The sequence below is a fragment of the Rahnella bruchi genome (assembly GCF_003614975.1).
Classification (GTDB): domain Bacteria; phylum Pseudomonadota; class Gammaproteobacteria; order Enterobacterales; family Enterobacteriaceae; genus Rahnella; species Rahnella bruchi.
Genome location: NZ_QZWI01000003.1, coordinates 531,817 through 553,357 on the forward strand (window position 1 = coordinate 531,817; position 21,541 = coordinate 553,357).

Genomic DNA, 21,541 nt, shown 5'->3' on the forward strand with positions numbered 1-21,541 from the left:
GGCACGTAAATGTGCCGCTAAGGATTTCATTACGCAGGAATTTGCTGGGTAATACAGTGGATATTTCCGCCGCCCAGAAGAATTTCGCGGGCCGCAATACCGGTGATTTTGAAGTCAGGATACATTTGCGCAAACAGCGCTTCGGCCAGGCTATCAGTCTGAGCATCAAGCAGCGGATAAATAATGTGCTGATTGCTTATCAGATAATTGACGTAAGAACCCGCCAGACGGTTGCCTTCCAGACGTTCAATCGCCGTGCCCGGTAATACGCCAATCGTCTCTTCTGCGGTGGCGTGCATCACAGGAGGTGAAGGCATTTTCCAGATTTTCAGGCTGCGACCTTTGGCGTCTTTGGCCGCTTCCAGCACTTTCAACGCTGCCGCAGAGCGTGCGTACTGCGGATCCTGCTCATCGTCAGTCCAGTGCAGAGCGACTTCACCCGGACGAACAAAGCAGCACATGTTGTCGATGTGTCCGTCAGTTTCGTCGTTAAACACGCCCTCTTCCAGCCAGATGAATTGCTTAACGCCGAGGTATTTCTGCAACTGCGCTTCAATTTCAGCTTTCGAAAGATGAGGGTTACGGTTCGGATTGAGCAGGCATTCCGCTGTGGTCAGCAAAGTCCCTTCCCCATCGACATGAATCGAACCGCCTTCCAGCACCAGATCGGTCGACACATAAGGAATCTGCTGATGGTCCGCCACCTGACGGGCCACCAGCTGGTCGCGCTCCCAGCTCGAATACAGGCCGCCATTGAAGCCGCCCCAGGCGTTGAATGTCCAGTCGATAGCCAGACGCTCACCCTGTGGATTCACCACAATGGTCGGGCCGGTATCGCGCATCCAGGCATCGTCGCTTTCCATTTCCACAAGCGTTATCTGCGCAGGCATCACTTCGCGTGCGTTGGCCATTTCCGCTGCCGGAACCGCCATAAATACCGGTGTGGAAGTGGCAATAGCCGCCGCCACGTTGGCAAAAGCCAGTTGTGCCGGACGGCCGTTGGAGCGCCAGTTGTCGGTGCGGTAAGGCCAGATCATCCAGACAGCCTGCTGCGATGCCCATTCAGCGGGCATGGCAAAACCTTCAGCCTGAGGATTGATATCAATAGAAGACATCAGTTATTTCCTTGTTGAACCGTCGGATGTGGCGATGGCGCCATACATTTCAGGACGGCGATCGCGGAACAGACCCCATGACGCGCGCTGAGCAGCGACTGCATCCAGATCGAAGGTATGAACCAACACGGCTTCGTCGGTTTTGTTAGCTTGTTGCACCAGCGCACCGGTCTGGTCAGCAATGAAGGAAGAACCGTAGAAGGTCATTTCGTAATCAGGAATGAATTTGCTTTTTTCAGTACCGATACGGTTAGAGGCAATCACCGGCACCAGATTAGCGGCAGCGTGGCCCTGCTGAACGCGGGTCCAGTGTGGCTGGCTATCAATTTCCGGATAAGCCGGTTCTGAACCGATCGCCGTCGGATAGAAGATGATTTCTGCGCCCTGCAAAGCCAGGCAACGTGCGGTTTCCGGGAACCACTGATCCCAGCAGATGCCCACGCCGATTTTCGCGTAACGGGTATTCCACACTTTGAAGCCGGTATCGCCCGGAATGAAGAATTGTTTTTCCTGATAGGCAGGACCGTTCGGAATATGAGTTTTGCGATAAACATCCAGCACACTGCCGTCAGCATCAATCATGACCAGCGAGTTGTAATAGGCGTTATTGCACTTTTCAAAGAAGCTCAGAGGCAGAACGACTTCCAGTTCTTTCGCCAGCGCAGAGAAATGGCGGATAAGCGGGCTGTTATCCAGCTCCTGCGCCAGGCTGTAATGCTCAGGGCTCTGATCAATACAGAAGTAAGGCGCAGCAAAAAGCTCCTGGATAAGAATAACTTGTGCGCCTTTGGAATGAGCCTGGCGAACCAGTTTCTCAGCGTTAACAATATTCTTTTCCAGATCCCAGCTGCAGCTCATTTGTGTTGCAGAAACCGTAACATTTCTCATTAGACATCCTTAAAGCATTGAAAATTGGCAGTGAAAAAACCATGAAAGTCGGAACTCACTCAGAGTTTTGAACTGGCACTCTGCATTTTCCTATTATATTGCAAAAGACAGAGCTCTCCAGCCAAAAGAGTCACGATGATTCCGATAACAATCGGCAGACTGTGGCTCATGTCGATTTTTCCGTCGAATAAATCCGGGAACACAAACAGAATGATCCCCTGAATAACAAACAGTAAGCACACACCAGCGACCAGCCACTGTCCCAAAATGCCGCCAGGTACCCGATACGGACGCGGTGTTTCAGTTTCCTTATAGCGCAACCAGAACCATGCGCTGAAGAGCAGTAAATACGGCAGAAGGAAAATGCAGCTCGAGAAGGAGAAGATAATCCAGAACAGGTCGCTCCTGTCGCTGGCCAGCTGGCTGTAGCAGAGGATAACCAGCGAGGAGACCACACCGGTCGCCACATTCGCGCCGACCGGCGTGTGAAAGCGGCGACTGAGCATGCCCAGACAGGCAGGCAACTCACCGCTTTTTGCCGCCTCGGCGGCGGTGCGGCTCGAGCCGGACGTCCAGGTCACCATGTTGCTGATGAAACTGAATAACGTCAGCACACACAAGATGTTAAGGATTATCCGCGCTCCTTCACTTTGCCCGAAAATGATTTTCATCGCATCGATGATGCCTGATACCAGGCTTATCTGACTGACAGGCAGTGCGGCGAGAATGCCAAATGTCCCGAATAAATAAAGTGCCGAGATGAATATGGCGGCGAGGAACATTGCAGTGCGCATCGTTTTCTCAGGGCTTTTTATCATCTTGCCCATACTCGCGACCAGCTCCAGCCCCAGCAGGCTGTAGATGATGGCGGGAAGAAAGCGGCTGCTTTCATTGAGATGTGGGATCAGGTTATGCCACTCAAAATTGTTGGCGAGACCATGTTGCAGAAAATAACGAATACCGGCAAAGCCCAGCACAGCAATCGCGATAATTTTTGCGAACGCCCCCCAGCGGGCGATTTTAAGACATACGCTGGTGGAGATATTGCAAAACCAGACCGTCAGCCAGGTCAGCATCAGACACAGCAGAATTTGCCAGTGCAGCGCCATTTTCGGCCAGTACAACGAAGAAAAAGTGCCGGCAAACAGAATATAAACAGAAGGCATCCACAGCCCGACGTTGATCCAGTAGAGATAAGAGGTTCTTGCGGCCATGCGCGTCCCGAATGCCCGCTTAACCCAATCGTAAATACCGCCTTCAGCAGGCCAGGTGCTGCCCAGCTCCGTGACCACAAGCGTATAAGGCAGAACAAAGCCCGCCAGCATAATAACCCACCACGAAAAAGCCGACGGCCCGATGGCGGCAGAAGCCGTCAAAGTATCAAGGATCATGACCGCACAAAGGGTGAACATCGTCAGACTGCCCATGCCAATCTTTTGATTTTTATTCGTTTCCATCATCACACCCTGCTTTTTTATCGGATAGCAGTGAATATATCAGTGACAAACAATATGAATGAAATGTATTGTTTTCATTAAATAATGAGGAATATTCATAATCATGCTGGACCTGAATCTTCTGCGCCTGGTGGTCATTCTGGCGAAAGAAAAAAACGTCACCCGCGCAGCGCTTAAAGCCAATATCACGCAATCGGCGTTCAGCCATGCACTTAACCGTATCCGGGAGCAACTGAATGACGAGGTGTTTGTACGCACGCGCAATGGCATGGAACCAACGCCTTATGCCGCCTCGATTATTCCGGTGATTGCCAGTTCACTGGACAGGCTGGAAGCCGCCACCCGCGGCGCTCATGCGTTTGACCCGCTTCGCGATGCCCATACCTTTTATATCGGCGCGGTCGATTATTTTGAATTCATGTTTATGCCGGTGCTGACCGCGCGGTTTAAGCAGCGGGCACCGAATGTCCGGCTTTCCGTCGATATTCTTTCAGAAACTATCAAGCTAGAGCGCATTGAGATGGGGCAACTGGACGCTTTTATCGGCGTCGACACCCTGCAACATGTTCCGCACTACTATAATAAGCACCCGCTGATTTCAGACCATTTCGTGGCGATCGCGTCAAAAGATCGTACGGATCTGCCTTCAGTTCTCACGATCAAAAATCTGGTGACGGAGCCGCAAATCCATCTCCCCGCCGTCAGTTCCGGCGCTGACCATATCGACCGCTGGCTGTCGGCGCAGCATCTCTATCGTCCGCTGGCGACAGTGGTACAAAGTTATGCCGTCGGAGGAAGAGTTGCGGTGACATCGGGTTATCTGATGTGCGTGCCCTATCGCATCGCCCGCGAACTGGCGGATATGCTGCCTTTGCGGATCCTTGAATTGCCCTCCGGTCTGCCTTCGTATGAACTGAATCTTCTGACGCACAGCTTGTTTGATCATCAGCCCGCGCTGCGCTGGCTGATTAATGAACTGAAAAATGCGCATATTGAATAACGCAGCACAGCAGGAAGAGGCGTGGAAGATATTGAAGTGCTCGCCGCGCCGGTTTATGTCAGACTTAACGTTTACATTTGACCAAAGAGCCTGCCCGCAATGACCAAACAGGTAGAAATTTTCACCGACGGCTCCTGCCTGGGAAATCCCGGCCCCGGCGGTTTCGGTGCGATTTTACGTTATAAACAACACGAAAAAGAGTTCAGTGCGGGTTTCCGTCTGACGACCAATAACCGCATGGAAATGATGGCGGCGATTGTGGCACTTGAAGCTTTGAGCACGCCGTGCGAAGTGACGCTGAGCACCGACAGCCAGTATGTGCGCCAGGGCATTACCACCTGGATCCACAACTGGAAAAAGCGTGGCTGGAAAACAGCAGACAAAAAACCGGTGAAAAACGTCGATTTATGGAAACGCCTCGACGCCGCGATCCAGACGCATCAGCTGAACTGGATGTGGGTCAAAGGCCACGCCGGACACCCTGAGAATGAGCGGTGCGACGTGCTGGCGAAAGAGGCGGCGGGCAATCCAACGCTGGAAGATGTAGGTTATCAGTCTGAGAATTGATTAATTCCCTTCTGGCGATCAACTGAAAAAACAGTGAAGTCGCCAGTCACAAATCCTTCCGTTTCGTCCGCGTGCAATAAAATAAAGGGGCGTCATTGTGGATAAAAAGATAGCCAGATTGGTTTTGCTGAATAATCTTCATACTCATGCCCCGCCCGCTGTAACTAAAAAAATCAGGAATATAAGGTATCTGACTGTCCAATGACTTATCACTCACATGATTATCTTCTGACGTCATAATGATGTTGCCATTTTCTTGTACATAGGTGAAAGAAAGGGTTTTACTTATATTGATAGATTTTCCATCAGCCTGTAAATTTCCCACCGAATGAAAACGCCCTGCACCATCATTAAAGGCGTAATCCATGATGACATCATAAACTGCATCCCCTTGAATGAGGGTAACTTCACTTTCGCAGGAAAAATGTTTTTTCTGATAAGAAACGAAAGCCCAAAAACCCGCTGAGAAAAAAATCAGAATAATAATTGCAGAGCCCATAAGCACGGAGTTTTTAATTTTCATTTTTGTCACTTATAAAGACAAATGATACGCAACGGGCATCATTGCCTGTGATTTTTTGATCGCATAAAAGCAGGGATGACGCTTCATACATTCGGTTTATAGCCATATACGTGATTTTTTTCGAGTGACATTGCAGAGGATGTTTTTTCATTAATTCAGAAAAGAGGGCGAGACTTTTTTCATCATCCGGATAGGAGGAGTAAAGATCACATCCGTTAAGCGTTCCGGCAAACCGATATGCAGAGTAGTACGATGTATCCACCGGAAGTATTTTCAAAATACATCCCCAAATAAAGACAATCACTAATATCCCCGCGATACCGCACAACCAGCGATATTTGCGTTCAAATGAGTAATAACCACGCTGGAAAACCCTGGTCACATTCGCAGTCGACACTTCTTTTTTTTCTGTCGCTTCCTTTTCGCACTCTCCGCCAGAAATTTTAAGATCAGCAACAGTAGCTGTCTGCTCTGCCTCCGATACTATTTCACTCAGGTTTACTGAGATTTTGAATCCTATTTTTGGAAGCGTTTTAATCACGTCATCCGACAACCCGGCAATTTTAAGACCCTTACGAATTGATCCCATATTTTGATACAAAGTATTTACTGTGACGTATGCACCATTTTTTTCCCACACTTGACCAAACAAATATCTTTGGCTAACAGGCTGATCATTATGTAGCAAAAGCAATCGCAGGCACTCACTGGCTGGCGAGTGCAGAATGATCTTCCTGGCCTTAGTAGCATCAATTTGTACAAGGCTGCGTTCCTCAGGATCAAAAAGAACAATGTCATTGAGTAAATACAGTTTTTTCATATTACGTACTTTTTTTGGATGCCATTCCCAACCAGTACTCCATTTTTCCGGCCAGTACTCCGCAGGGGGTATATTAAAACACTACGATATAAAGATTAATTTATTCAATCAGATAAGTAATTCCTTTCTTAGAAAAAAACTGATTAAAAACCTGCTTCACGTGAATCAGTATAATTCACTACAGATTTTAGTCGTCATGTTTACTCTTAGCTGCAGAAAAGAAATCAGGGTTGTGACTCTTAAGGAGGAAAGTTTGCTCTTTTATAAACGGTTTATATCAGTCTGGGGACAACATTAATGTGAGTCTGCTTCATAACACTTCAATAAAAACATACAGATGTAATAATCATTAGATTTTTCGACTAAAATTTATCTTTGTTTGGCATCTTATCTTGCCTTCATGAGATAGCGACAACTAAGATTAAACAACATGAAAAAGCATAAACTAAGAATTAAAATAAGGAATAACTGCAAAAATAAAGAACAAAACTCCGACAATTATGTTCAGGGCAGCAACATATTGTCATTTGCGGATGTATTGCATGTATTTATCGTAGCAATATAATCCCCATCAAATAATTGTGGTCTTTATGGTTCGAGGCGTTTTATCCCATAAGTCATGTCTACGGTGAGTAGAAGATAAATGAACTACCAATTATGCGGTTTCCTTATAGGTAAGGAGATTCATTTCGACTTTGAGAAGCAGAGGCTATACCGGCTCCCTTCTTCAAGTTTCGAGAAGGACATAACCTTTGCCACTGTTTTTCTCAATGACACCATGTTGCATTTCTTTTTATATTTACTGCTACATGCGCGTGACAGAGAAATACCTAAGGATGAAGTCCTGAAAATTTTGTGGGAGGAAAATAATCTGACTCCTTCAACGCAGCGCTTATGGCAAATATTAAAAGAACTCAACAGGAAGCTGACTTTATTAGGCTTGCCTGACAACTTTATTTTAAACTCAAAAGGCAGAGGCTACTTTATAAAATACCCTGACATCAAACCAATTTACACCCGGAAAAATTAAGATGTCACCTGTAATAATAATTCAGAATGAGTATAAACTTCTGAACAGAAAACTTATTTCACAAACATCGCACTGAAGCAGAAGTTTATATTGTAAGTACAAAGACCTGAAAATGACCGTCAAACGAAACTGGACACCCCTATGAATATGAATATCACACGCTACTTTGAAAACTTAAAAGTCAGTAAAAAGCTCACCCTGGTATTTTCAGTAATGATGACGATTATTTTCATTGTTTTTTTATCAGGAATCTATGGTTTCAACAATGTCAGTGACAAGTCACAAAAGGGTTCTTTATCCGTTGAATTAAATAATGCACTTGAAACAGCAAATCTCAACAGAACAAATTATCAATATACGCATAATGCCCAATATCTGAAACAAAACACGGCGGCGGTGCATAAACTGGCCTCAATTGTCACTGAGCTCAGAGAATTTTCCTGGTCTGCTCAAGGAATGCTAGATCTCAATCAGGTTGACGACGCCGTTAAAAATTATCTGGCAGATACAGCACCGTTCCTTAAAGCACTGGAGAATAAAACGCAGGCAGCCAATCTAATTAACTCCAAAGATATTTATAATGCCTCGATAAAAGCCGATAACTTAGGTCGTAATCCCACATTAAGCAGTGATATCGCGGTCAAAACGACGCAGCTCGCCTTTATATTTAATGATATCGACTCCATGATGAGTGATTATCAGGAGCAACCTACGGTCCAGGCAGAAAAGGATTTATTGAATCGGATCAATACGGGCATCCTGCAGGCTCAACAATTGCTACCACAGCTCCCCGAAGACCACCAGCTCTGGATCCGCCAAAGTATCAATGAGATGCAAAGTTTTCTGACGAATATGCCGCCATATCTTTCCGCCTGGACAGAGCAGGACGCCGCTTCGACGCGCCTCACCGTACGTGCAAATGAACTGACAAATGCTATTTCTAAGCTGTTTATCCTGCAAAAAAATATTGCTGCGGCCGCCATTATTACCTCACAAAGCATCATGGTCACCGTACTTTTGCTGGGCACAGTTTTTGGCATACTGCTGGCCTATCTGATCACTATTTCTATCACCCGCCCTTTGAGTAAAACTTTGGTAATGGCTGAAAAAATTGCAAAAGGGGATCTCACCAGCACGCTGACCAGCCAGCGTCGCGATGAGCCAGGTTTACTGATGCAGGCCGTTGCGGTAATGAATCACAATCTGAAAGAGATCATCGTCGATGTACGTGAAAGCGTGGACAGCGTCGCCCGCTCATCTGCCGAAATTGCGGCAGGTAATATTGATCTGTCATCCCGCACTGAACAACAGTCAGCGGCAGTTGTAGAGACGGCGGCCAGTATGGAAGAACTGACATCTACCGTGGAGCAAAACGCCAACAATGCCAATTGCGCACGGGAGCTCTCTGAACGTGCAGCTGAGAAAGCGGCTCATGGCAGCCTGATTTCTCATCAGGTTATCAAAACTATGGAGAATGTTCGAAACAGCTCACAGCGTATCTCCGAGATAATTTCTGTGATTAATAGCATTGCATTTCAGACCAATATTCTGGCGTTAAATGCAGCCGTTGAAGCGGCCCACGCAGGAGAGCAAGGAAAAGGCTTCGCGGTCGTCGCCGTTGAGGTACGCAATCTGGCACAACGCAGTTCACAGTCGTCCAGGGAAATTGAAGCCCTTATCAAAGAATCAGCGGGTTTTGTCGATAGCGGATGTAGCCTGGTGGAAAACGCTGGCGTGGCGATGGATGATATTGTGACCTCAGTGAGTCAGGTGCGTGACATTATGAAAGAGATCGCAATAGCAACAGATGAACAGAGTCGCGGTATTTCCCAAATTGCCGGAGCAATGACAGAAATGGATACCACCACTCAGCAAAATGCCGCGCTGGTGGAAGAATCCTCTGCAGCTGCCAGCTCACTCGAAGCTCAGGCGCAACAACTGGAGAAAAGGGTTTCCGTCTTTAAGCTCAATGAAACAGAGCAGCAGCGCATGCCGGTTGTCAGCTTCGCATTGCATTCCGGGGCACCAGCCAGAAAAGTTGGCCCTGCAGCAGTTGATAAGGAATGGACCAGTTTTTGATGTAAAAGGATAGAAACATCCTCACTTAAATTCTGAGACCTGTCTGATGAAAACATCGCGCACCTCGATGTTTTCATATTTAGTCAGCCCCCCTTCATTCTTTCCTGACGTGTAACAATTTTATGATAGAACAACCCGCTTCAGTGTCTGCAAGGGCATTACTTATTGCATTGCTTACCCGTCAGAGCTGTGTCTGGCGAGCTCATTTCCCACCCCCGAGGGGAAGAGAGCAATTGTGGCAGGAAATAAGTGACAATCTCTATAATAAGATTTTGGAACCTATGTGGTGGTGTTGCCGCGGGCCAAAACCGGTCACAATGCTGGAAAAGGATTCCCTGTACTGGCTGTGTGTTCTTGCCGAGGAACCGACGCCAGCAGCCATCGAACTCTGGATTTTATCCGCAAAATTTCGATATAAAAAACTGACAGGTTGCTCTTTAGCTGAAGAAACAGATAAGTTTCTTTCTGTGTGTTTCATGGATTTTGCTGCGATAAATAAAATGTATAACAGCCATAAACGCCAGCGCTAAAATTCGATTCATGGTAAGGACGAACCGTCATCTAACCCCGATATTTTTTCCGGTAACTTTTCGTCGCCCCTACGGCTTGCGGTATTTTTTGTTTCTGTGAGAGGACTTTTTTCGCGGTCGGTGTCAGCGGGAAAGTTCTTTTACGGGCAATAATCAGCGTCATGCAACCCAGCGCAGGTAAATGCGTACTCAGTAATTTTCCGCCATTCTTTTTCCAGGGCAGAACATGAAAACGCCGGTGGACCATCACTTCATAATTGAGCAATGACAGCCAGTCGAGCAGACGCATTTGGGTGAACAAACGGCTGCTGTAAGGCTGTCGTTTGCGAAACACGGGCATCAGTTTCCCGATGCCTAACAGACTGAGCGGATTAAAGCTGCTGAGCACCATCCAGCCATCATCAATCAGCACACGGTCCACTTCACGCAGTATGCGGTGCGGGTCATCGGCGTAAGCCAGCGTATGACTGAGCAGGCAGGCATCCACAGATTTTGCTGCAAACGGTAAATAGTAAGGGTCGCCATGAACATGCAGCCCCTCACCTTCCGGTGCGAAGTTCACCTGATGGGAAATCGGACACGCGCTGGCATCGATTTCGGCACTTAATGCGCCGATTTTTAGCAGGTGAAACCCGTAAAGTTTGCCCCACCAGGGTTGCAGTTGTTGCTCAAGCGCGGCACGGTAGTAGTCGCCGCAGGGGATATCTTCCCATGAAGCCGGTGCAACTATTTTCTTACGGGCGCGGGCTGGTCGCATAGTTTGTTATCTTCTTTCAAGCAGTTGCCAAAGAGAGGTTGTCATGAATCTTATCAGTATTCCTGCCTTGCAGGACAATTACATTTGGTTGCTCGATGATCAGCAGGGGCAATGCCTGATTGTCGATCCGGGTGAAGCTGCGCCAGTTTTAGCCGCGCTGAAAAAAGCCAGTTTGACCCCGACTGCCATCCTTCTGACCCATCATCATCACGACCACGTTGGCGGTGTTGATGAGATTTGCAGCCATTTTCCGGGTCTGAAAGTGTATGGACCTCACGAAACTGAGAACAAATTTAGTCAGATTAGTCTTAAAAACGGCGATAAATTGGTAATTGGCGGTCTGGAATGGCAGATCTTTGCTACGCCCGGACATACTCTTGGTCATATTTCATACTATAGCGCGCCTTATCTTTTCTGCGGAGACACGATGTTTTCCGCCGGATGCGGTCGTTTGTTCGAAGGGACGCCTGAGCAAATGTATCAGTCGTTTCAACGCTTAGCAGCCCTGCCTGATGAAACTTTAGTCTGCGCCGCACACGAGTACACTCTCTCAAATCTTAAGTTTGCGCGGACTATTTTACCGGAGGATGACGATATCCATTCTCATGAGCACGAAGTGCAACAAATGCGTGAAAAGGGACAATCTTCCCTGCCTTCAACCCTCGGTCTTGAGCGTAAAATTAACCTCTTTTTACGTTGCGATGATGTTGATTTACAAAACAAATTAAACCTTAACGATCCCTTAAAGCCTGACTGGCATGTTTTTGCCCATTTAAGGGCACTCAAGGATAGCTTCTAGCCCCAAAGGTTGTGTTTTTTTTCGAAGCAAAGTATTATCGCTCGTCTTTTAAGCAACTATGACACACACATGAAGGCAAATGCGATCCTAATAATCGCCTCCATGTTGCTCACAGGTTGCCAGGCGTCCAGGCAGGGCGTGAAGGTACCGGAACAACATGCACAGAGTTTGTCTTCAGCAAGTCAAAGTGAAGCAGGACAGTACACAGATGATGGCCGGGCGGCCTCTGGGGGATGGTTGGATGGAAACGACACCGTCTCCCAACAAAATTTGTGGAACTTCATAGGCGACGAGCTGAAGATGAAGGTTCCGGAAAATTCCCGGATCCGCGAACAAAGAGTTAAATATTTAAAGAATAAGAGCTATCTCCACGATGTAACATTACGGGCAGAGCCGTACATGTACTGGATCACCGAGCAGATTAAGAAACGTAATATGCCGATGGAACTGGTACTGCTACCCATAGTGGAGAGCGCTTTTGATCCTAAAGCAACCTCATCAGCTAACGCTGCGGGGTTATGGCAGATTGTGCCTCAAACGGGTCGAAACTATGGTTTGAAACAAAACCAGTGGTATGACGGTCGCCGCGATGTTGTGGCTTCGACAACTGCTGCGCTTGATATGATGCAACGCCTGAACAAAATGTTTGGTGGTGACTGGTTACTGACCGTTGCTGCGTATAACAGTGGTGAAGGCCGCGTAATGCAAGCGGTGAAAGCGAACAAAGCTAAAGGTCGTCCGACTGACTTCTGGGCGCTGTCGCTTCCACGTGAAACATCGATTTATGTGCCGAAGATGTTAGCCCTGAGCGACATTCTCAAGCACAGTAAGAAATACGGTATCAGCCTGCCGAAACCGAGTGAAGACCGTGCTCTGGCGCGTGTTGAAGTCGGACAGCAGATGCAGCTGACCCAGGCGGCAGAGATGGCGGGCATGTCCCTGACCAAGCTCAAGTCGTTTAACACTGGCTACAAGAAAAATGTAACCGCGCCGAATGGCCCGCATTACATCGTTCTGCCGAAGGCGCATGCCGACCAGTTTAAAGATTCACTGGCTGATGGCGATATTGCCGCAGTACAGGAAACCAAACTGGCCAGCAACAGTCCGTCTGGTGCAAAACAGTACAAGGTTCGCTCCGGCGACAGCCTGTCTGGTATTGCAGCCCGACTGAATGTGAAGACCCGTGATTTACAGCGTTGGAACAATTTGCGCTCAGCAGGCGCGTTAAAAGTTGGGCAAACCCTGCAAGTGGCGGATAACAGCGTCAGCGATACCAGTGCCAATGGTGGCAGCATCACCTATCAGGTACGTAAAGGCGATTCATTGTCGAGCATTGCCAAGCGTCACGGCGTAAACATCAAAGATGTGATGCGCTGGAACACGAATGCCGACAACCTGCAGCCGGGCAACAAGTTAACGTTGTACGTCAGCAACAAAATGAGTCCTGATACCTGATTCTGATTTGTACCGGCAATAAAAAAGCACCCTGAATATTCCGGGTGCTTTTTTTATGCCTGCGTTTTTGACCGCCGTTCTTTCGGTCAGCAAAAAAAGCGCTACAGCGCCAGCGGTTGTCCGGCCATAAACTCCACCCGCAGCGGGTTATGATCGGAGGCTCGCGTCTCCATGACCGAGGCACTGGTGACGCTCAGGTCGCGGTAGAAGATGAAGTCCAGCGGTCGGCCAAACGCCCGCTTACGGAAATCAGAAGGAAAACGCACTTCTTCCAGCTGAATATTCCCTGCAAAGCCATACAGCGCGTTGATACGCTGTTTGCTCCAGGCATTGAAATCCCCCGCCATAATTACCGGGCCTTTGTGGTTGGCAATCTGCTCACCAATCGGGTCGAGCTGCTTGCTGTAGACGTCGATGCCAATACTGAAATTGACGGCGTGGATGTTCACCACCATCAGCAAACGACCATCCAGAAGCGGATAGACGGTGACTAATGCCGATTTAGACAGCCTCAAAAGCGGCTCACGCTCACGCAGCGGGCAACAATAAACCGGATGCGCCGCAGAGAGTGTCATCACGCCAGAGGGGTGCTGAGGCAGCATAAACGCCGGTACCTGATCGGCAGCCAGATAATTGGATGTGGCAAAACGGATCAGTTCAGGCGTTGTCTGCGCTTCCTGAAGTAACACCAGCTGCGCATCTTTGCCGTAATCGCGCAGAACTGACAACCAGTCAGCCCGCTGCTGTTTAAAGATATTCCACACCATGACGCGCAAAATATTCGAATTGGGTAGCGCAGCACCCGGCGGCAAATCCGGCCCTAAATGTGCGAGGGCACCCGGAAAGATTTGCTCAGCGGGCTGACCTGCGACATACCTCATTGCATATGTTTTTTTCCGCACGCTAATCGCCTGTTACCCGTTATATCGTTGCTATATGAGAGAGATTCCCACAGCGAAAGTTCAGTATACGCCCGCAGGCTCTCAGGCCAAATCTGTTTACATTGGTATACAACCCGCTCACATCTACAGGCTAGCACAAAAACGAAAACGGCCCGCCGAAGCGAGCCGTGAAGAAAGTACAGACTGCAAATCAGACCATGGCGGGTTTCATTTTACGATCCAGATGCCCGCTCAGACGGATAAGCAGCAGCGCACCGGCGACGATCACCGCGCCAATCCACGGCGTTTGCGCCAGGCCAATCGTAGAAACCACCTGCCCGCCAATCACAGAACCTAAAGCGATACCGACGTTAAAGGCCGCAATGTTCAGGCCCGATGCCACATCAACGGCATTTGGCGTCACTTCCTCAGCTTTCTGCACCACGTAAACCTGCAATCCCGGTACGTTGCCGAAGGCGAAAACTCCCATCACCAGCAGCGTAATTAACGCCGGAATACCAAAGCCAGAGGTGAACTGGAAAATCAGCAACAGCGCGGCGAGTGCGGCAAAAATAATCGTCAGTGCTTTTACTGCACCGTGACGGTCAGCCAGTTTACCGCCCCAGATATTACCAATTGCGACCGATACGCCGTACGCCAGCAGGATCCAGCTCACCATGCTGGCTGAAAAACCGGCCTGTTCCTGCATCATCGGAGCAAGGAACGTGAATGTGGTGAATACGCCGCCGTAGCCCAATGCAGTAATCGCGTAAATCAGTAAGAGACGCGGATTCATCAATACTTTGACCTGATCAGAAATGCGCGCTGCCGGTTTGTTTTTGATGTTATTCGGTACCAGAACTGCGCTGGCAATGATGGCGATAACACCAATCAACGACACCGCAAGGAAGGTTTCGCGCCAGCCAAAATGCTGACCGATAAATGTTCCGAGCGGCACGCCGGTGACCAGTGCAACGGTCAGACCGCCAAACATCAGCGCAATCGCCGAAGCGGCTTTTTCTTTCGATACCAGGCTGGTGGCAATAGTTGAGCCAATCGAGAAGAACACGCCATGCGCCAGACCGGTCAGCAGACGCGCCATCACCAGCGTACTGTAATTCGGTGACTGCCACGCCAGCAGGTTGCCCAGCGTGAACAGCACCATCAGGCCAATCAGCAGCGCTTTACGCGGCACACGGCCTGTCAGCGCGGTCAGAACCGGTGCGCCAATCGCCACGCCGAGGGCGTAGATGGACACCAGCAAACCGGCGGACGGAACAGAAACGCCCAATTGCTGCGCGATGGTCGGCACAAGGCCGACGATAACAAACTCTGTTGTACCTATAGCGAACGCACTGATGGTCAGTGCTAATAGTGCAAGCGGCATAACCTTTACTCCACATGAATATCGATTTGATAGCGGCTATTATCTGCTTGTGCTTAAATGACAGAAATAACCAAAGTATCAATTTATTTATGCTGGAGTAACAACAATGCGAGCCAGTTCTGAAGAGTTGATTACCTTTGTCACCGTGGTAGAAAGCGGCAGTTTCAGCCGCGCGGCAGAACAGCTGGGGCAGGATAATTCTGTGGTCAGCCGTACGCTGAAACGGCTGGAGCAAAAACTCGGCATTACCCTGCTCAACCGCACCACGCGACAGATCAGCCTGACGCACGAGGGTGAGCGCTATTTCGTAAGGGTGCAAAAAATCCTGCATGAAATGGCCGCAGCGGAAGACGATTTGCTGGAAAACCGTGACGATCCGCAGGGAATGTTGCGCATCGACGCGGCAACGCCGGTCATTTTGCATATTATTTCGCCACTGGTAGCTGAATTTACGGAGCGCTTCCCGAAGATGTCGCTCGCGCTGTTTTCTTCGGAGAGCAACATCAATCTCATCGACCATAAAGTCGATGTGGCAATCCGCGTCGGGGAGTTGGATGATTCCAGCCTGCGGGCACGCAAACTGATGCTGAGCTACCGCAGCGTGCTGGCGTCGCCAGATTACCTGAAAAAATGGGGAACGCCGCAAAGCGCCGATGATCTGCTGAAACACCGCTGTCTGGGCTTTAACGAAGTAATGGCGCTGAACAAATGGCCGTTGCTGTGCGCTGATGGTCAGCAACTGACGGTCACGCCGTTTATCAGTTCCGGGAGTGGTGAAACGCTGCGCAGGCTGTGTTTGCAGGGTAACGGTATTGCCTGTCTGTCGGATTTCATGACCGATGAGGATGTTGCGCGGGGAGATTTGGTAAAACTGCTGGTGCCGGACATCATGCGTATCGCCATGCCGTTGCACGCGGTGTATTACAGCGATCAGACGGTCAGCACGCGGATCCGGTGTTTTATCGATTTTCTGAGTGAAAAGCTTCGCGCGCGTGGGGTTTAAATCTTTGTTTCCTCCCCTGCGAAGGGGAGGTGTTCAGGGATCAATCCCAGTCTGGCGCCAGACCTTCAGGGCTGACCAGACGGCCATTGCGTTCCAGCGCGGCAATCTGCTGCATATCTGCATCTGTCAGCGTCAGTTGTGGCGCCAGCAGGTTACTTTGCAGGTTTTCGCGTTTGGTCGATGACGGGATCACCGCGTAGCCCAGCTGCAAGGCCCAGGCCAGAACTACCTGCGCAGGCGTGGCGTTATGGCGTGCCGCAATCTCAATAATCGTCGCATCTTTCAGCGCTTCGCCATAGGCCAGCGTCATGTACGACGTCACGGCAATGCCGTTCTGACGGGCAAAATCGACTACGGTCTGGTTTTGCAGGAACGGCGACAGTTCGATCTGATTGGTCGCAATCTGATCCGCGCCCACTGCGTCGATGGCTTCCTGCATCAGCGCGACGGTAAAGTTGGAAATACCGATTTCACGGGTCAGGCCCATTTTCTTCGCTTCAACCAGAGCGTGCATCGTTTCTGCCACGCTGACGGCCTGATTCGGTGAAGGCCAGTGGATCAGCGTCAGATCGACATAATCCGTTTTCAGTTTACGCAGACTCTCTTTCAGGCTGTCGATCACTTTGTCAGCGGCCAGGTTTTCAATCCAGAGTTTGGTGGTGATATAGAGTTCTTCACGCGCGACGCCGCTTTCAGCCAGTGCATCGCCGACGGCAGCTTCATTATCATAAATCTGTGCGGTATCAATGGCGCGATAACCCAGTTCTACAGCGGTGGCGACGGACGCTTTGACGACGTCATCTTTCAGGCGAAATGTTCCCAGACCGAATGCAGGAATGCTCATAGTGTTCTCTCTTTTAATTTTTCAGGGTGATAAATCTTGGAGAGAGTATGAACTGCGCGTTCATGGATAAAAACGACCGTTTTGCCAGAAGACTTTTGATTTCAGCGCAATAATCAGCGGCAGGAAAATGGTGACCATTGCCGGGAGGCCTGCGGGACAAAATCGCCCGATGCCGCGTTAAAAGCATATTCTTCAGGTTCTGAAACACCGGCAGGCATTGCCAGCGCACGCATCACAGATCCATCGGCTAAATACCATAAACAAGAATCCGTTGCTGGTTCAGACGTAAAAGTCTTTAAAGCCGGATCGAGACAGATCTTGTCCATCTGCCATACGCTGCCGCCCTGCTGTTTTAGCCACGCCTCGCGCAGACACCACAGCTGCCAGAATGCCATTTGCGGTTCGGACTGTTTCATCAGCCACTGAAACTCGGTATCACTGAACGCGCCACGCGCCACGTCAGGATAACGCGCGCGCGGTCGTATTTGCTCCACGTCACCTCCGGCTTCTCCAGCCAGGCATAACAGCAGTTGCAGGTGATTTTTACTGTGACTGAGAGAGAAATGCGGCAGGGAAGCATCGACAAAAAAGGGTTTTCCCTGCGCCGAAATCTGTAGTTCCGGCAATGTCTCGCAGCCGCAGAAAACGGCCAGCGCTTCGGCCAGCAGCACCCTGCCCGCACGCCATTGCTGGCGGCGGGCAGGATTCATTCCTGCACTTTTAGCGATCATTTCTGCGGGCAAACGGGATAACGAAAAATGGTCATCCAGCGACGCAGTCATGAGACATGCAGAGTTCATCATTTAAGGCCAGCGGCGGAATACTAAAGAGGTATTGATGCCGCCGAACGCAAAGTTATTCGACTGAATAAATTCCGTCTGAATATGGCGCGATTCACCCATGATGTAGTCCAGCTCGCCGCAAAGCGTATCCGGCTGCGTCAGGTTGATGGTCGGCACAAACCGGTCTTCACGCATCATTTCCAGCGACATCCAGGCTTCCAGCGCGCCACAGGCCCCGAGCGTATGGCCGAAATAACTTTTCAGCGACGAGATCGGCGTCTGATTACCAAACACTGCGGAAGTGGCATGACTTTCTGCAATATCGCCGCGCTCAGTCGCCGTGCCATGCGCGCTGATGTACCCGATTTCAGAAGAAGGGATACCCGCATTTTTCAGCGCTTTTTCGATACAAATCTGCATCGTCGATTGCTGTGGCTGGGTGATATGCGCCGCATCGCAATTAGTGGCAAATCCGACGATTTCTGCGTAAATTTTCGCGCCACGCGCCTGTGCGTGTTCGAGCGATTCAAGAATAAGCGCCCCTGCTCCTTCGCCAATGACCAGACCATCACGCTGTGTATCGAACGGTCGCGGAGAAAGTTCCGGGTGATCATTCTGCTGGCTGGTGGCAAACAGCGTGTCAAAAACCGCCGCTTCTGACGGACAAAGTTCTTCCGCACCGCCAGCCACCATCACAGTCTGATAGCCGTGTCTGATCGCTTCATAGGCATAACCGATCGCCTGACTGCCTGACGTACAGGCGCTGGACGTCGGAATAACGCGCCCCTTCAGCCCGAAGAACAGACCGGCGTTCACCGCCGTGGTGTGCGGCATCATCTGCACGTAGGTTGTGCCCGTGATGTTATTCGTGTGTTTTTCGGTCAGCATGGTGGCGAACTCGCTCACCGGTCCGGTGCTGCCGGTCGATGAACCGAAGGCAATGCCGGTTTCGCCATCCGTCAGAACCGAATCGTCAAGCAAACCGGCTTGTTCCAGCGCCAGTTCCACCGCGCGTGTCGAAAGCAGGGAAACGCGCCCCATCGAGCGGATGCGCTTGCGGGTGTAGTGTGCAGGCAAAACAAAATCATCCACCGGCGCACCCAGATGGGTGTTCAACCCCTGATAAATCAGCCACTCATCCATATGACGAACGGCATTTTTACCCTGTTGCAAACGCGCAGAAACCTCGTCCCAGTGGTTGCCGAACGCGGTAACGCCTTTCATGCCGGTAATCACTACGCGCACGGTCATACCATGCCTCCGTTAATGGAGATCACCTGACGGGTCACGTAACCCGCAATATCCGACATCAGATAGCTCGCCAGTCCGGCGACTTCTTCGGCACGCCCCATACGTTTAAGCGGGATCATGCTCATCGCGGCATCCAGCGCGGGTTGTTCCATGTCGAGCATACCGGTATCAATCAGCCCCGGCGCAATGCAGTTGACGGTGATTTTGCGTTTCGCCAGCTCCAGCGATAACGCCTTGCAGGCACCGATAACCCCGGCTTTTGCTGCACTGTAATTGACCTGACCGCGGTTGCCCGTAATGCCGGAAACCGAAGACAGCGCGATAATTCGCCCGCCCTGACGCAGGCCGATCATCGGCATCACGCAGGGGTGTAAAACATTGTAGAAGCTGTCGAGATTGGTATGGATCACGCCATCCCAGTCTTCGTCAGTCAGCGCCGGAAACGCCCCGTCGCGGGTGATCCCGGCGTTATTGATCACACCGTAATACGCGCCATGCGTTTCGATGTCGGCTTCGATCACTTCGCGGCACTGCTGGCGATTGCTGATATCGAACTGCACAATGCGTCCGCTGCCGCCATTTTCCGTAATCTGTTGCAGGGTGTTATCTGCACCCGTCTTATCGCTGTGGTAGTGAATGACTACCAAAAATCCGTCACCAGCCAGCCGGCAGGCAATGGCTTTGCCGATCCCCTTACTGGCACCGGTCACTAATACCGAACGCGTCATTCCTGTTTCCCCTGTGTCAATTTAATGAGTTCATCCTTGTCTGGCTGATACGTATTCAGCCTTCCGTGTGCAACCTGAAGGTTGTCTTGTTCTCGTTTAATGCAGATAACACCTTCAAAACTCGCGAGTTTTTCATCACGTAATACCATTGCAACACTTATCAGTAATTCGCTGCCTGCCGCAAATTCCGGCATGCTGCATTTTATCGCCCTGCCGCCCAGCAGCATGCCCACCTGCGGCGATGCTCCGCTCTGCGCACCGTGCCAGCCACTCCACACGCCAATAGTTTGCGCGATGAGTTCAATGGCGTACCACGCGGGCAACGCACCACGGGCATTGAGGAAGGGCGCCAGCACACTCTTTTCTGATACGACGACGCTGCACAACGCCGTTTCTTCTGCCACGTCGATGACGCTTTCCAGCAATACCATCGGCGATTCATGCGGTAAGTAATCTGCCGCGTTTAACGTCTTCATGACGGTCTCCCGATCACCAGACTGGCGTTATTGCCGCCAAAGGCAAAAGAGTTGGATAAAATGACCGGCTTTCCCGCCATTTCGGTGGTTTCCACCAGACGGATTTCCGGCAGGCTGCTGTCCCGCGGCGTGACGCTGAAATCCTGTCGTGGCAATGCAATATTGTGCGTCAGAATAAGCCAGCTCAGCGCGGCTTCTGTTGCACCCGCCGCGCCCAGCGTATGACCGGTGAGATGTTTGGTAGAACTGCACGGGGTACGGTTGCCAAACAGCCTGTGTATTACAGCGGCTTCGACCTGATCATTGAGCGGTGTGGCAGTGCCGTGCGCATTGATGTAGCCCACATCATCGGGGCGAAGACCGGCCTGCTCTAACGCCATGTTGATAGCACGTTCTGCCCCCAGTCCTTCAGGATGCGGCGCAGACATATGCCAGGCATCCGATGATTCACCGGCACCAAGCAGGCCAATATCAGCCGGTTCGCGAGTCAGCAAAATCAGCGCTGATGCCTCACCGATATTAATCCCGTCGCGGTTTTGGCCAAACGGCGTGCAATGTCCGCGGGAATAAGATTCCAGGCTGTTAAAGCCGTTCACCGGCATCCGGCACAAACTGTCGGCACCACCAACCAGCGCGGCATCAGCCAGTCCGGATTCAATCAGGCGTTTTCCGCTGATAATCGCTTTCGCGCTGGAAGAACACGCTGTCGATAAAGTATAGGCGGGCCCGCTCAGATCCAGCAGTTGCGCCATAAACTGCGAAGGGTCGCCCAGTTCCTGCTGCTGATAGTCGTATCCCGCAGGGAATTTGCCATGCTGCTGAAGATGGCGCACCGCATCCTCACCTTCAGCGATGCCAGAGGTGCTGGTACCCATCACGATCGCCACCCGATCTTTGCCATAACGGGCGACAGCATTGTTCACCGGCGCTTCAATTTGCGCCAGCGCGGCCATTAACAGCTGATTATTGCGGCTGCGATGCGCTGATAAGTCCGCCGGGATCGCAGGCAGTTCGCCGGTAACGCTGCCGAGCCACACCGGCCTGTCCTCTGTCAGCCAGCCTTTTTGCACGGTCATACCTGGCGCCATGCCCGACTTCAGGCTGGCGGCGATTTGCGCATTGTTGTTTCCCAGCGCGTTAACCATGCCCACGGCCGAAAAGTAGATCAT

At 50.5% G+C, this 21,541-nt stretch carries 22 protein-coding genes; 8 read left to right on the forward strand and 14 right to left on the reverse strand.

Annotated elements, in window-relative coordinates; all coding sequences use genetic code 11:
* Positions 1 to 29: 29 nt before the first annotated feature.
* The 3 genes from aguA to D5398_RS09680 are packed head-to-tail and all read right to left on the reverse strand — an operon-like array spanning position 30 to position 3,460.
* Positions 30 to 1,115, reverse strand: a complete 1,086-nt coding sequence (aguA, locus tag D5398_RS09670) for an agmatine deiminase (RefSeq protein WP_120507398.1) — start codon at positions 1,113 to 1,115, stop codon at positions 30 to 32.
* Positions 1,116 to 1,118: 3 nt separating this feature from the next.
* Positions 1,119 to 2,003 (reverse strand): N-carbamoylputrescine amidase, encoded by an 885-nt coding sequence (gene aguB / locus D5398_RS09675; protein ID WP_120507399.1) that lies wholly within the window; start codon positions 2,001 to 2,003, stop codon positions 1,119 to 1,121.
* Between the two features lie 59 nt (positions 2,004 to 2,062).
* A complete protein-coding gene (locus D5398_RS09680) occupies positions 2,063 to 3,460 on the reverse strand; it encodes an APC family permease (protein ID WP_162940742.1) in 1,398 nt (465 codons plus the stop codon).
* Positions 3,461 to 3,563: 103 nt separating this feature from the next.
* Here D5398_RS09680 and D5398_RS09685 point away from each other — a divergent pair, with 103 nt between their 5' ends.
* Entirely contained in the window at positions 3,564 to 4,460 is an 897-nt protein-coding gene (locus tag D5398_RS09685) for a LysR family transcriptional regulator (RefSeq protein WP_120507401.1), read from the forward strand.
* A 99-nt stretch (positions 4,461 to 4,559) separates the two neighbouring features.
* Positions 4,560 to 5,027: a ribonuclease HI gene (gene rnhA, locus D5398_RS09690; protein WP_120507402.1), complete on the forward strand. Its 468-nt coding sequence runs from the start codon at positions 4,560 to 4,562 to the stop codon at positions 5,025 to 5,027.
* A 46-nt stretch (positions 5,028 to 5,073) separates the two neighbouring features.
* On the opposite strand, the gene D5398_RS09695 is transcribed toward rnhA, so the two are convergent.
* Both D5398_RS09695 and D5398_RS09700 read right to left on the reverse strand, forming a co-directional pair.
* Complete coding sequence (locus D5398_RS09695; protein WP_162940743.1) at positions 5,074 to 5,550, reverse strand: hypothetical protein; 477 nt, start codon at positions 5,548 to 5,550, stop codon at positions 5,074 to 5,076.
* A complete protein-coding gene (locus tag D5398_RS09700) occupies positions 5,540 to 6,370 on the reverse strand; it encodes a winged helix-turn-helix domain-containing protein (RefSeq protein ID WP_120507404.1) in 831 nt (276 codons plus the stop codon). Before D5398_RS09700 ends, D5398_RS09695 begins: the two co-directional genes overlap by 11 nt.
* Positions 6,371 to 7,013: 643 nt before the next feature.
* Here D5398_RS09700 and D5398_RS09705 point away from each other — a divergent pair.
* From D5398_RS09705 to D5398_RS25445, 3 genes are all read left to right on the forward strand, one after another.
* Positions 7,014 to 7,400 (forward strand): helix-turn-helix domain-containing protein, encoded by a 387-nt coding sequence (locus D5398_RS09705; RefSeq protein ID WP_120507405.1) that lies wholly within the window; start codon positions 7,014 to 7,016, stop codon positions 7,398 to 7,400.
* 141 nt (positions 7,401 to 7,541) lie between these two features.
* Positions 7,542 to 9,479, forward strand: a complete 1,938-nt coding sequence (locus D5398_RS09710; RefSeq protein ID WP_120507406.1) for a methyl-accepting chemotaxis protein — start codon at positions 7,542 to 7,544, stop codon at positions 9,477 to 9,479.
* A gap of 122 nt (positions 9,480 to 9,601) precedes the next feature.
* On the forward strand, positions 9,602 to 10,009 hold the full coding sequence (locus D5398_RS25445; RefSeq protein ID WP_162940744.1) for a hypothetical protein: 408 nt from the start codon (positions 9,602 to 9,604) through the stop codon (positions 10,007 to 10,009).
* 31 nt (positions 10,010 to 10,040) lie between these two features.
* On the opposite strand, the gene D5398_RS09720 is transcribed toward D5398_RS25445, so the two are convergent.
* On the reverse strand, positions 10,041 to 10,766 hold the full coding sequence (locus tag D5398_RS09720; RefSeq protein ID WP_120507408.1) for a class I SAM-dependent methyltransferase: 726 nt from the start codon (positions 10,764 to 10,766) through the stop codon (positions 10,041 to 10,043).
* A gap of 43 nt (positions 10,767 to 10,809) precedes the next feature.
* On the opposite strand from D5398_RS09720, the gene gloB reads away from it, so the two are divergent.
* Positions 10,810 to 11,565, forward strand: a complete 756-nt coding sequence (gloB, locus tag D5398_RS09725; protein ID WP_120507409.1) for a hydroxyacylglutathione hydrolase — start codon at positions 10,810 to 10,812, stop codon at positions 11,563 to 11,565.
* Positions 11,566 to 11,634: 69 nt separating this feature from the next.
* On the forward strand, positions 11,635 to 13,020 hold the full coding sequence (gene mltD, locus D5398_RS09730) for a murein transglycosylase D (protein WP_120507410.1): 1,386 nt from the start codon (positions 11,635 to 11,637) through the stop codon (positions 13,018 to 13,020).
* Positions 13,021 to 13,121: 101 nt separating this feature from the next.
* Here the strand turns inward: mltD and D5398_RS09735 are convergent, their stop codons facing one another.
* Complete coding sequence (locus tag D5398_RS09735) at positions 13,122 to 13,922, reverse strand: endonuclease/exonuclease/phosphatase family protein (protein ID WP_120507411.1); 801 nt, start codon at positions 13,920 to 13,922, stop codon at positions 13,122 to 13,124.
* A 190-nt stretch (positions 13,923 to 14,112) separates the two neighbouring features.
* Positions 14,113 to 15,288: an MFS transporter gene (locus tag D5398_RS09740; RefSeq protein WP_120507412.1), complete on the reverse strand. Its 1,176-nt coding sequence runs from the start codon at positions 15,286 to 15,288 to the stop codon at positions 14,113 to 14,115.
* A 106-nt stretch (positions 15,289 to 15,394) separates the two neighbouring features.
* Here D5398_RS09740 and yafC point away from each other — a divergent pair, with 106 nt between their 5' ends.
* Positions 15,395 to 16,291, forward strand: a complete 897-nt coding sequence (gene yafC / locus D5398_RS09745) for a DNA-binding transcriptional regulator YafC (RefSeq protein WP_120507413.1) — start codon at positions 15,395 to 15,397, stop codon at positions 16,289 to 16,291.
* 40 nt (positions 16,292 to 16,331) lie between these two features.
* Here the strand turns inward: yafC and dkgB are convergent, their stop codons facing one another.
* The 6 genes from dkgB to D5398_RS09775 all read right to left on the reverse strand — a co-directional run bounded on the left by dkgB (position 16,332) and on the right by D5398_RS09775 (position 21,541).
* The gene (gene dkgB, locus D5398_RS09750; protein ID WP_120507414.1) at positions 16,332 to 17,135 is read right to left on the reverse strand and encodes a 2,5-didehydrogluconate reductase DkgB; all 804 of its coding nucleotides are present in this window, start codon (positions 17,133 to 17,135) and stop codon (positions 16,332 to 16,334) included.
* Positions 17,136 to 17,248: 113 nt separating this feature from the next.
* Positions 17,249 to 17,917 (reverse strand): 4'-phosphopantetheinyl transferase superfamily protein, encoded by a 669-nt coding sequence (locus tag D5398_RS09755; protein ID WP_244216737.1) that lies wholly within the window; start codon positions 17,915 to 17,917, stop codon positions 17,249 to 17,251.
* A gap of 21 nt (positions 17,918 to 17,938) precedes the next feature.
* Entirely contained in the window at positions 17,939 to 19,168 is a 1,230-nt protein-coding gene (locus D5398_RS09760) for a beta-ketoacyl-ACP synthase (RefSeq protein ID WP_120507415.1), read from the reverse strand.
* Positions 19,165 to 19,896 (reverse strand): 3-ketoacyl-ACP reductase FabG2, encoded by a 732-nt coding sequence (locus D5398_RS09765; RefSeq protein WP_120507416.1) that lies wholly within the window; start codon positions 19,894 to 19,896, stop codon positions 19,165 to 19,167. The genes D5398_RS09760 and D5398_RS09765 overlap by 4 nt, the downstream gene beginning before the upstream one ends.
* Entirely contained in the window at positions 19,893 to 20,372 is a 480-nt protein-coding gene (locus D5398_RS09770; protein ID WP_120507417.1) for a hotdog family protein, read from the reverse strand. Before D5398_RS09770 ends, D5398_RS09765 begins: the two co-directional genes overlap by 4 nt.
* Positions 20,369 to 21,541 carry a beta-ketoacyl-[acyl-carrier-protein] synthase family protein gene (locus D5398_RS09775; RefSeq protein WP_120507418.1) on the reverse strand — a complete coding sequence of 391 codons (1,173 nt, stop codon included), beginning with the start codon at positions 21,539 to 21,541 and terminating at the stop codon, positions 20,369 to 20,371. The genes D5398_RS09770 and D5398_RS09775 overlap by 4 nt, the downstream gene beginning before the upstream one ends.

What these genes read in the sequence shown, in the direction of transcription:
- aguA (WP_120507398.1), bottom strand. Translation starts at nt 1,115, where the DNA reads ATGTCTTCTATTGATATCAATCCTCAGGCTGAAGGTTTTGCCATGCCC.
- aguB (WP_120507399.1), bottom strand. Translation starts at nt 2,003, where the DNA reads ATGAGAAATGTTACGGTTTCTGCAACACAAATGAGCTGCAGCTGGGAT.
- D5398_RS09680 (WP_162940742.1), bottom strand. Translation starts at nt 3,460, where the DNA reads ATGGAAACGAATAAAAATCAAAAGATTGGCATGGGCAGTCTGACGATG.
- D5398_RS09685 (WP_120507401.1), top strand. Translation starts at nt 3,564, where the DNA reads ATGCTGGACCTGAATCTTCTGCGCCTGGTGGTCATTCTGGCGAAAGAA.
- rnhA (WP_120507402.1), top strand. Translation starts at nt 4,560, where the DNA reads ATGACCAAACAGGTAGAAATTTTCACCGACGGCTCCTGCCTGGGAAAT.
- D5398_RS09695 (WP_162940743.1), bottom strand. Translation starts at nt 5,550, where the DNA reads ATGAAAATTAAAAACTCCGTGCTTATGGGCTCTGCAATTATTATTCTG.
- D5398_RS09700 (WP_120507404.1), bottom strand. Translation starts at nt 6,370, where the DNA reads ATGAAAAAACTGTATTTACTCAATGACATTGTTCTTTTTGATCCTGAG.
- D5398_RS09705 (WP_120507405.1), top strand. Translation starts at nt 7,014, where the DNA reads ATGAACTACCAATTATGCGGTTTCCTTATAGGTAAGGAGATTCATTTC.
- D5398_RS09710 (WP_120507406.1), top strand. Translation starts at nt 7,542, where the DNA reads ATGAATATGAATATCACACGCTACTTTGAAAACTTAAAAGTCAGTAAA.
- D5398_RS25445 (WP_162940744.1), top strand. Translation starts at nt 9,602, where the DNA reads ATGATAGAACAACCCGCTTCAGTGTCTGCAAGGGCATTACTTATTGCA.
- D5398_RS09720 (WP_120507408.1), bottom strand. Translation starts at nt 10,766, where the DNA reads ATGCGACCAGCCCGCGCCCGTAAGAAAATAGTTGCACCGGCTTCATGG.
- gloB (WP_120507409.1), top strand. Translation starts at nt 10,810, where the DNA reads ATGAATCTTATCAGTATTCCTGCCTTGCAGGACAATTACATTTGGTTG.
- mltD (WP_120507410.1), top strand. Translation starts at nt 11,635, where the DNA reads ATGAAGGCAAATGCGATCCTAATAATCGCCTCCATGTTGCTCACAGGT.
- D5398_RS09740 (WP_120507412.1), bottom strand. Translation starts at nt 15,288, where the DNA reads ATGCCGCTTGCACTATTAGCACTGACCATCAGTGCGTTCGCTATAGGT.
- yafC (WP_120507413.1), top strand. Translation starts at nt 15,395, where the DNA reads ATGCGAGCCAGTTCTGAAGAGTTGATTACCTTTGTCACCGTGGTAGAA.
- dkgB (WP_120507414.1), bottom strand. Translation starts at nt 17,135, where the DNA reads ATGAGCATTCCTGCATTCGGTCTGGGAACATTTCGCCTGAAAGATGAC.
- D5398_RS09755 (WP_244216737.1), bottom strand. Translation starts at nt 17,917, where the DNA reads ATGACTGCGTCGCTGGATGACCATTTTTCGTTATCCCGTTTGCCCGCA.
- D5398_RS09760 (WP_120507415.1), bottom strand. Translation starts at nt 19,168, where the DNA reads ATGACCGTGCGCGTAGTGATTACCGGCATGAAAGGCGTTACCGCGTTC.
- D5398_RS09765 (WP_120507416.1), bottom strand. Translation starts at nt 19,896, where the DNA reads ATGACGCGTTCGGTATTAGTGACCGGTGCCAGTAAGGGGATCGGCAAA.
- D5398_RS09770 (WP_120507417.1), bottom strand. Translation starts at nt 20,372, where the DNA reads ATGAAGACGTTAAACGCGGCAGATTACTTACCGCATGAATCGCCGATG.
- D5398_RS09775 (WP_120507418.1), bottom strand. Translation starts at nt 21,541, where the DNA reads ATGATCTACTTTTCGGCCGTGGGCATGGTTAACGCGCTGGGAAACAAC.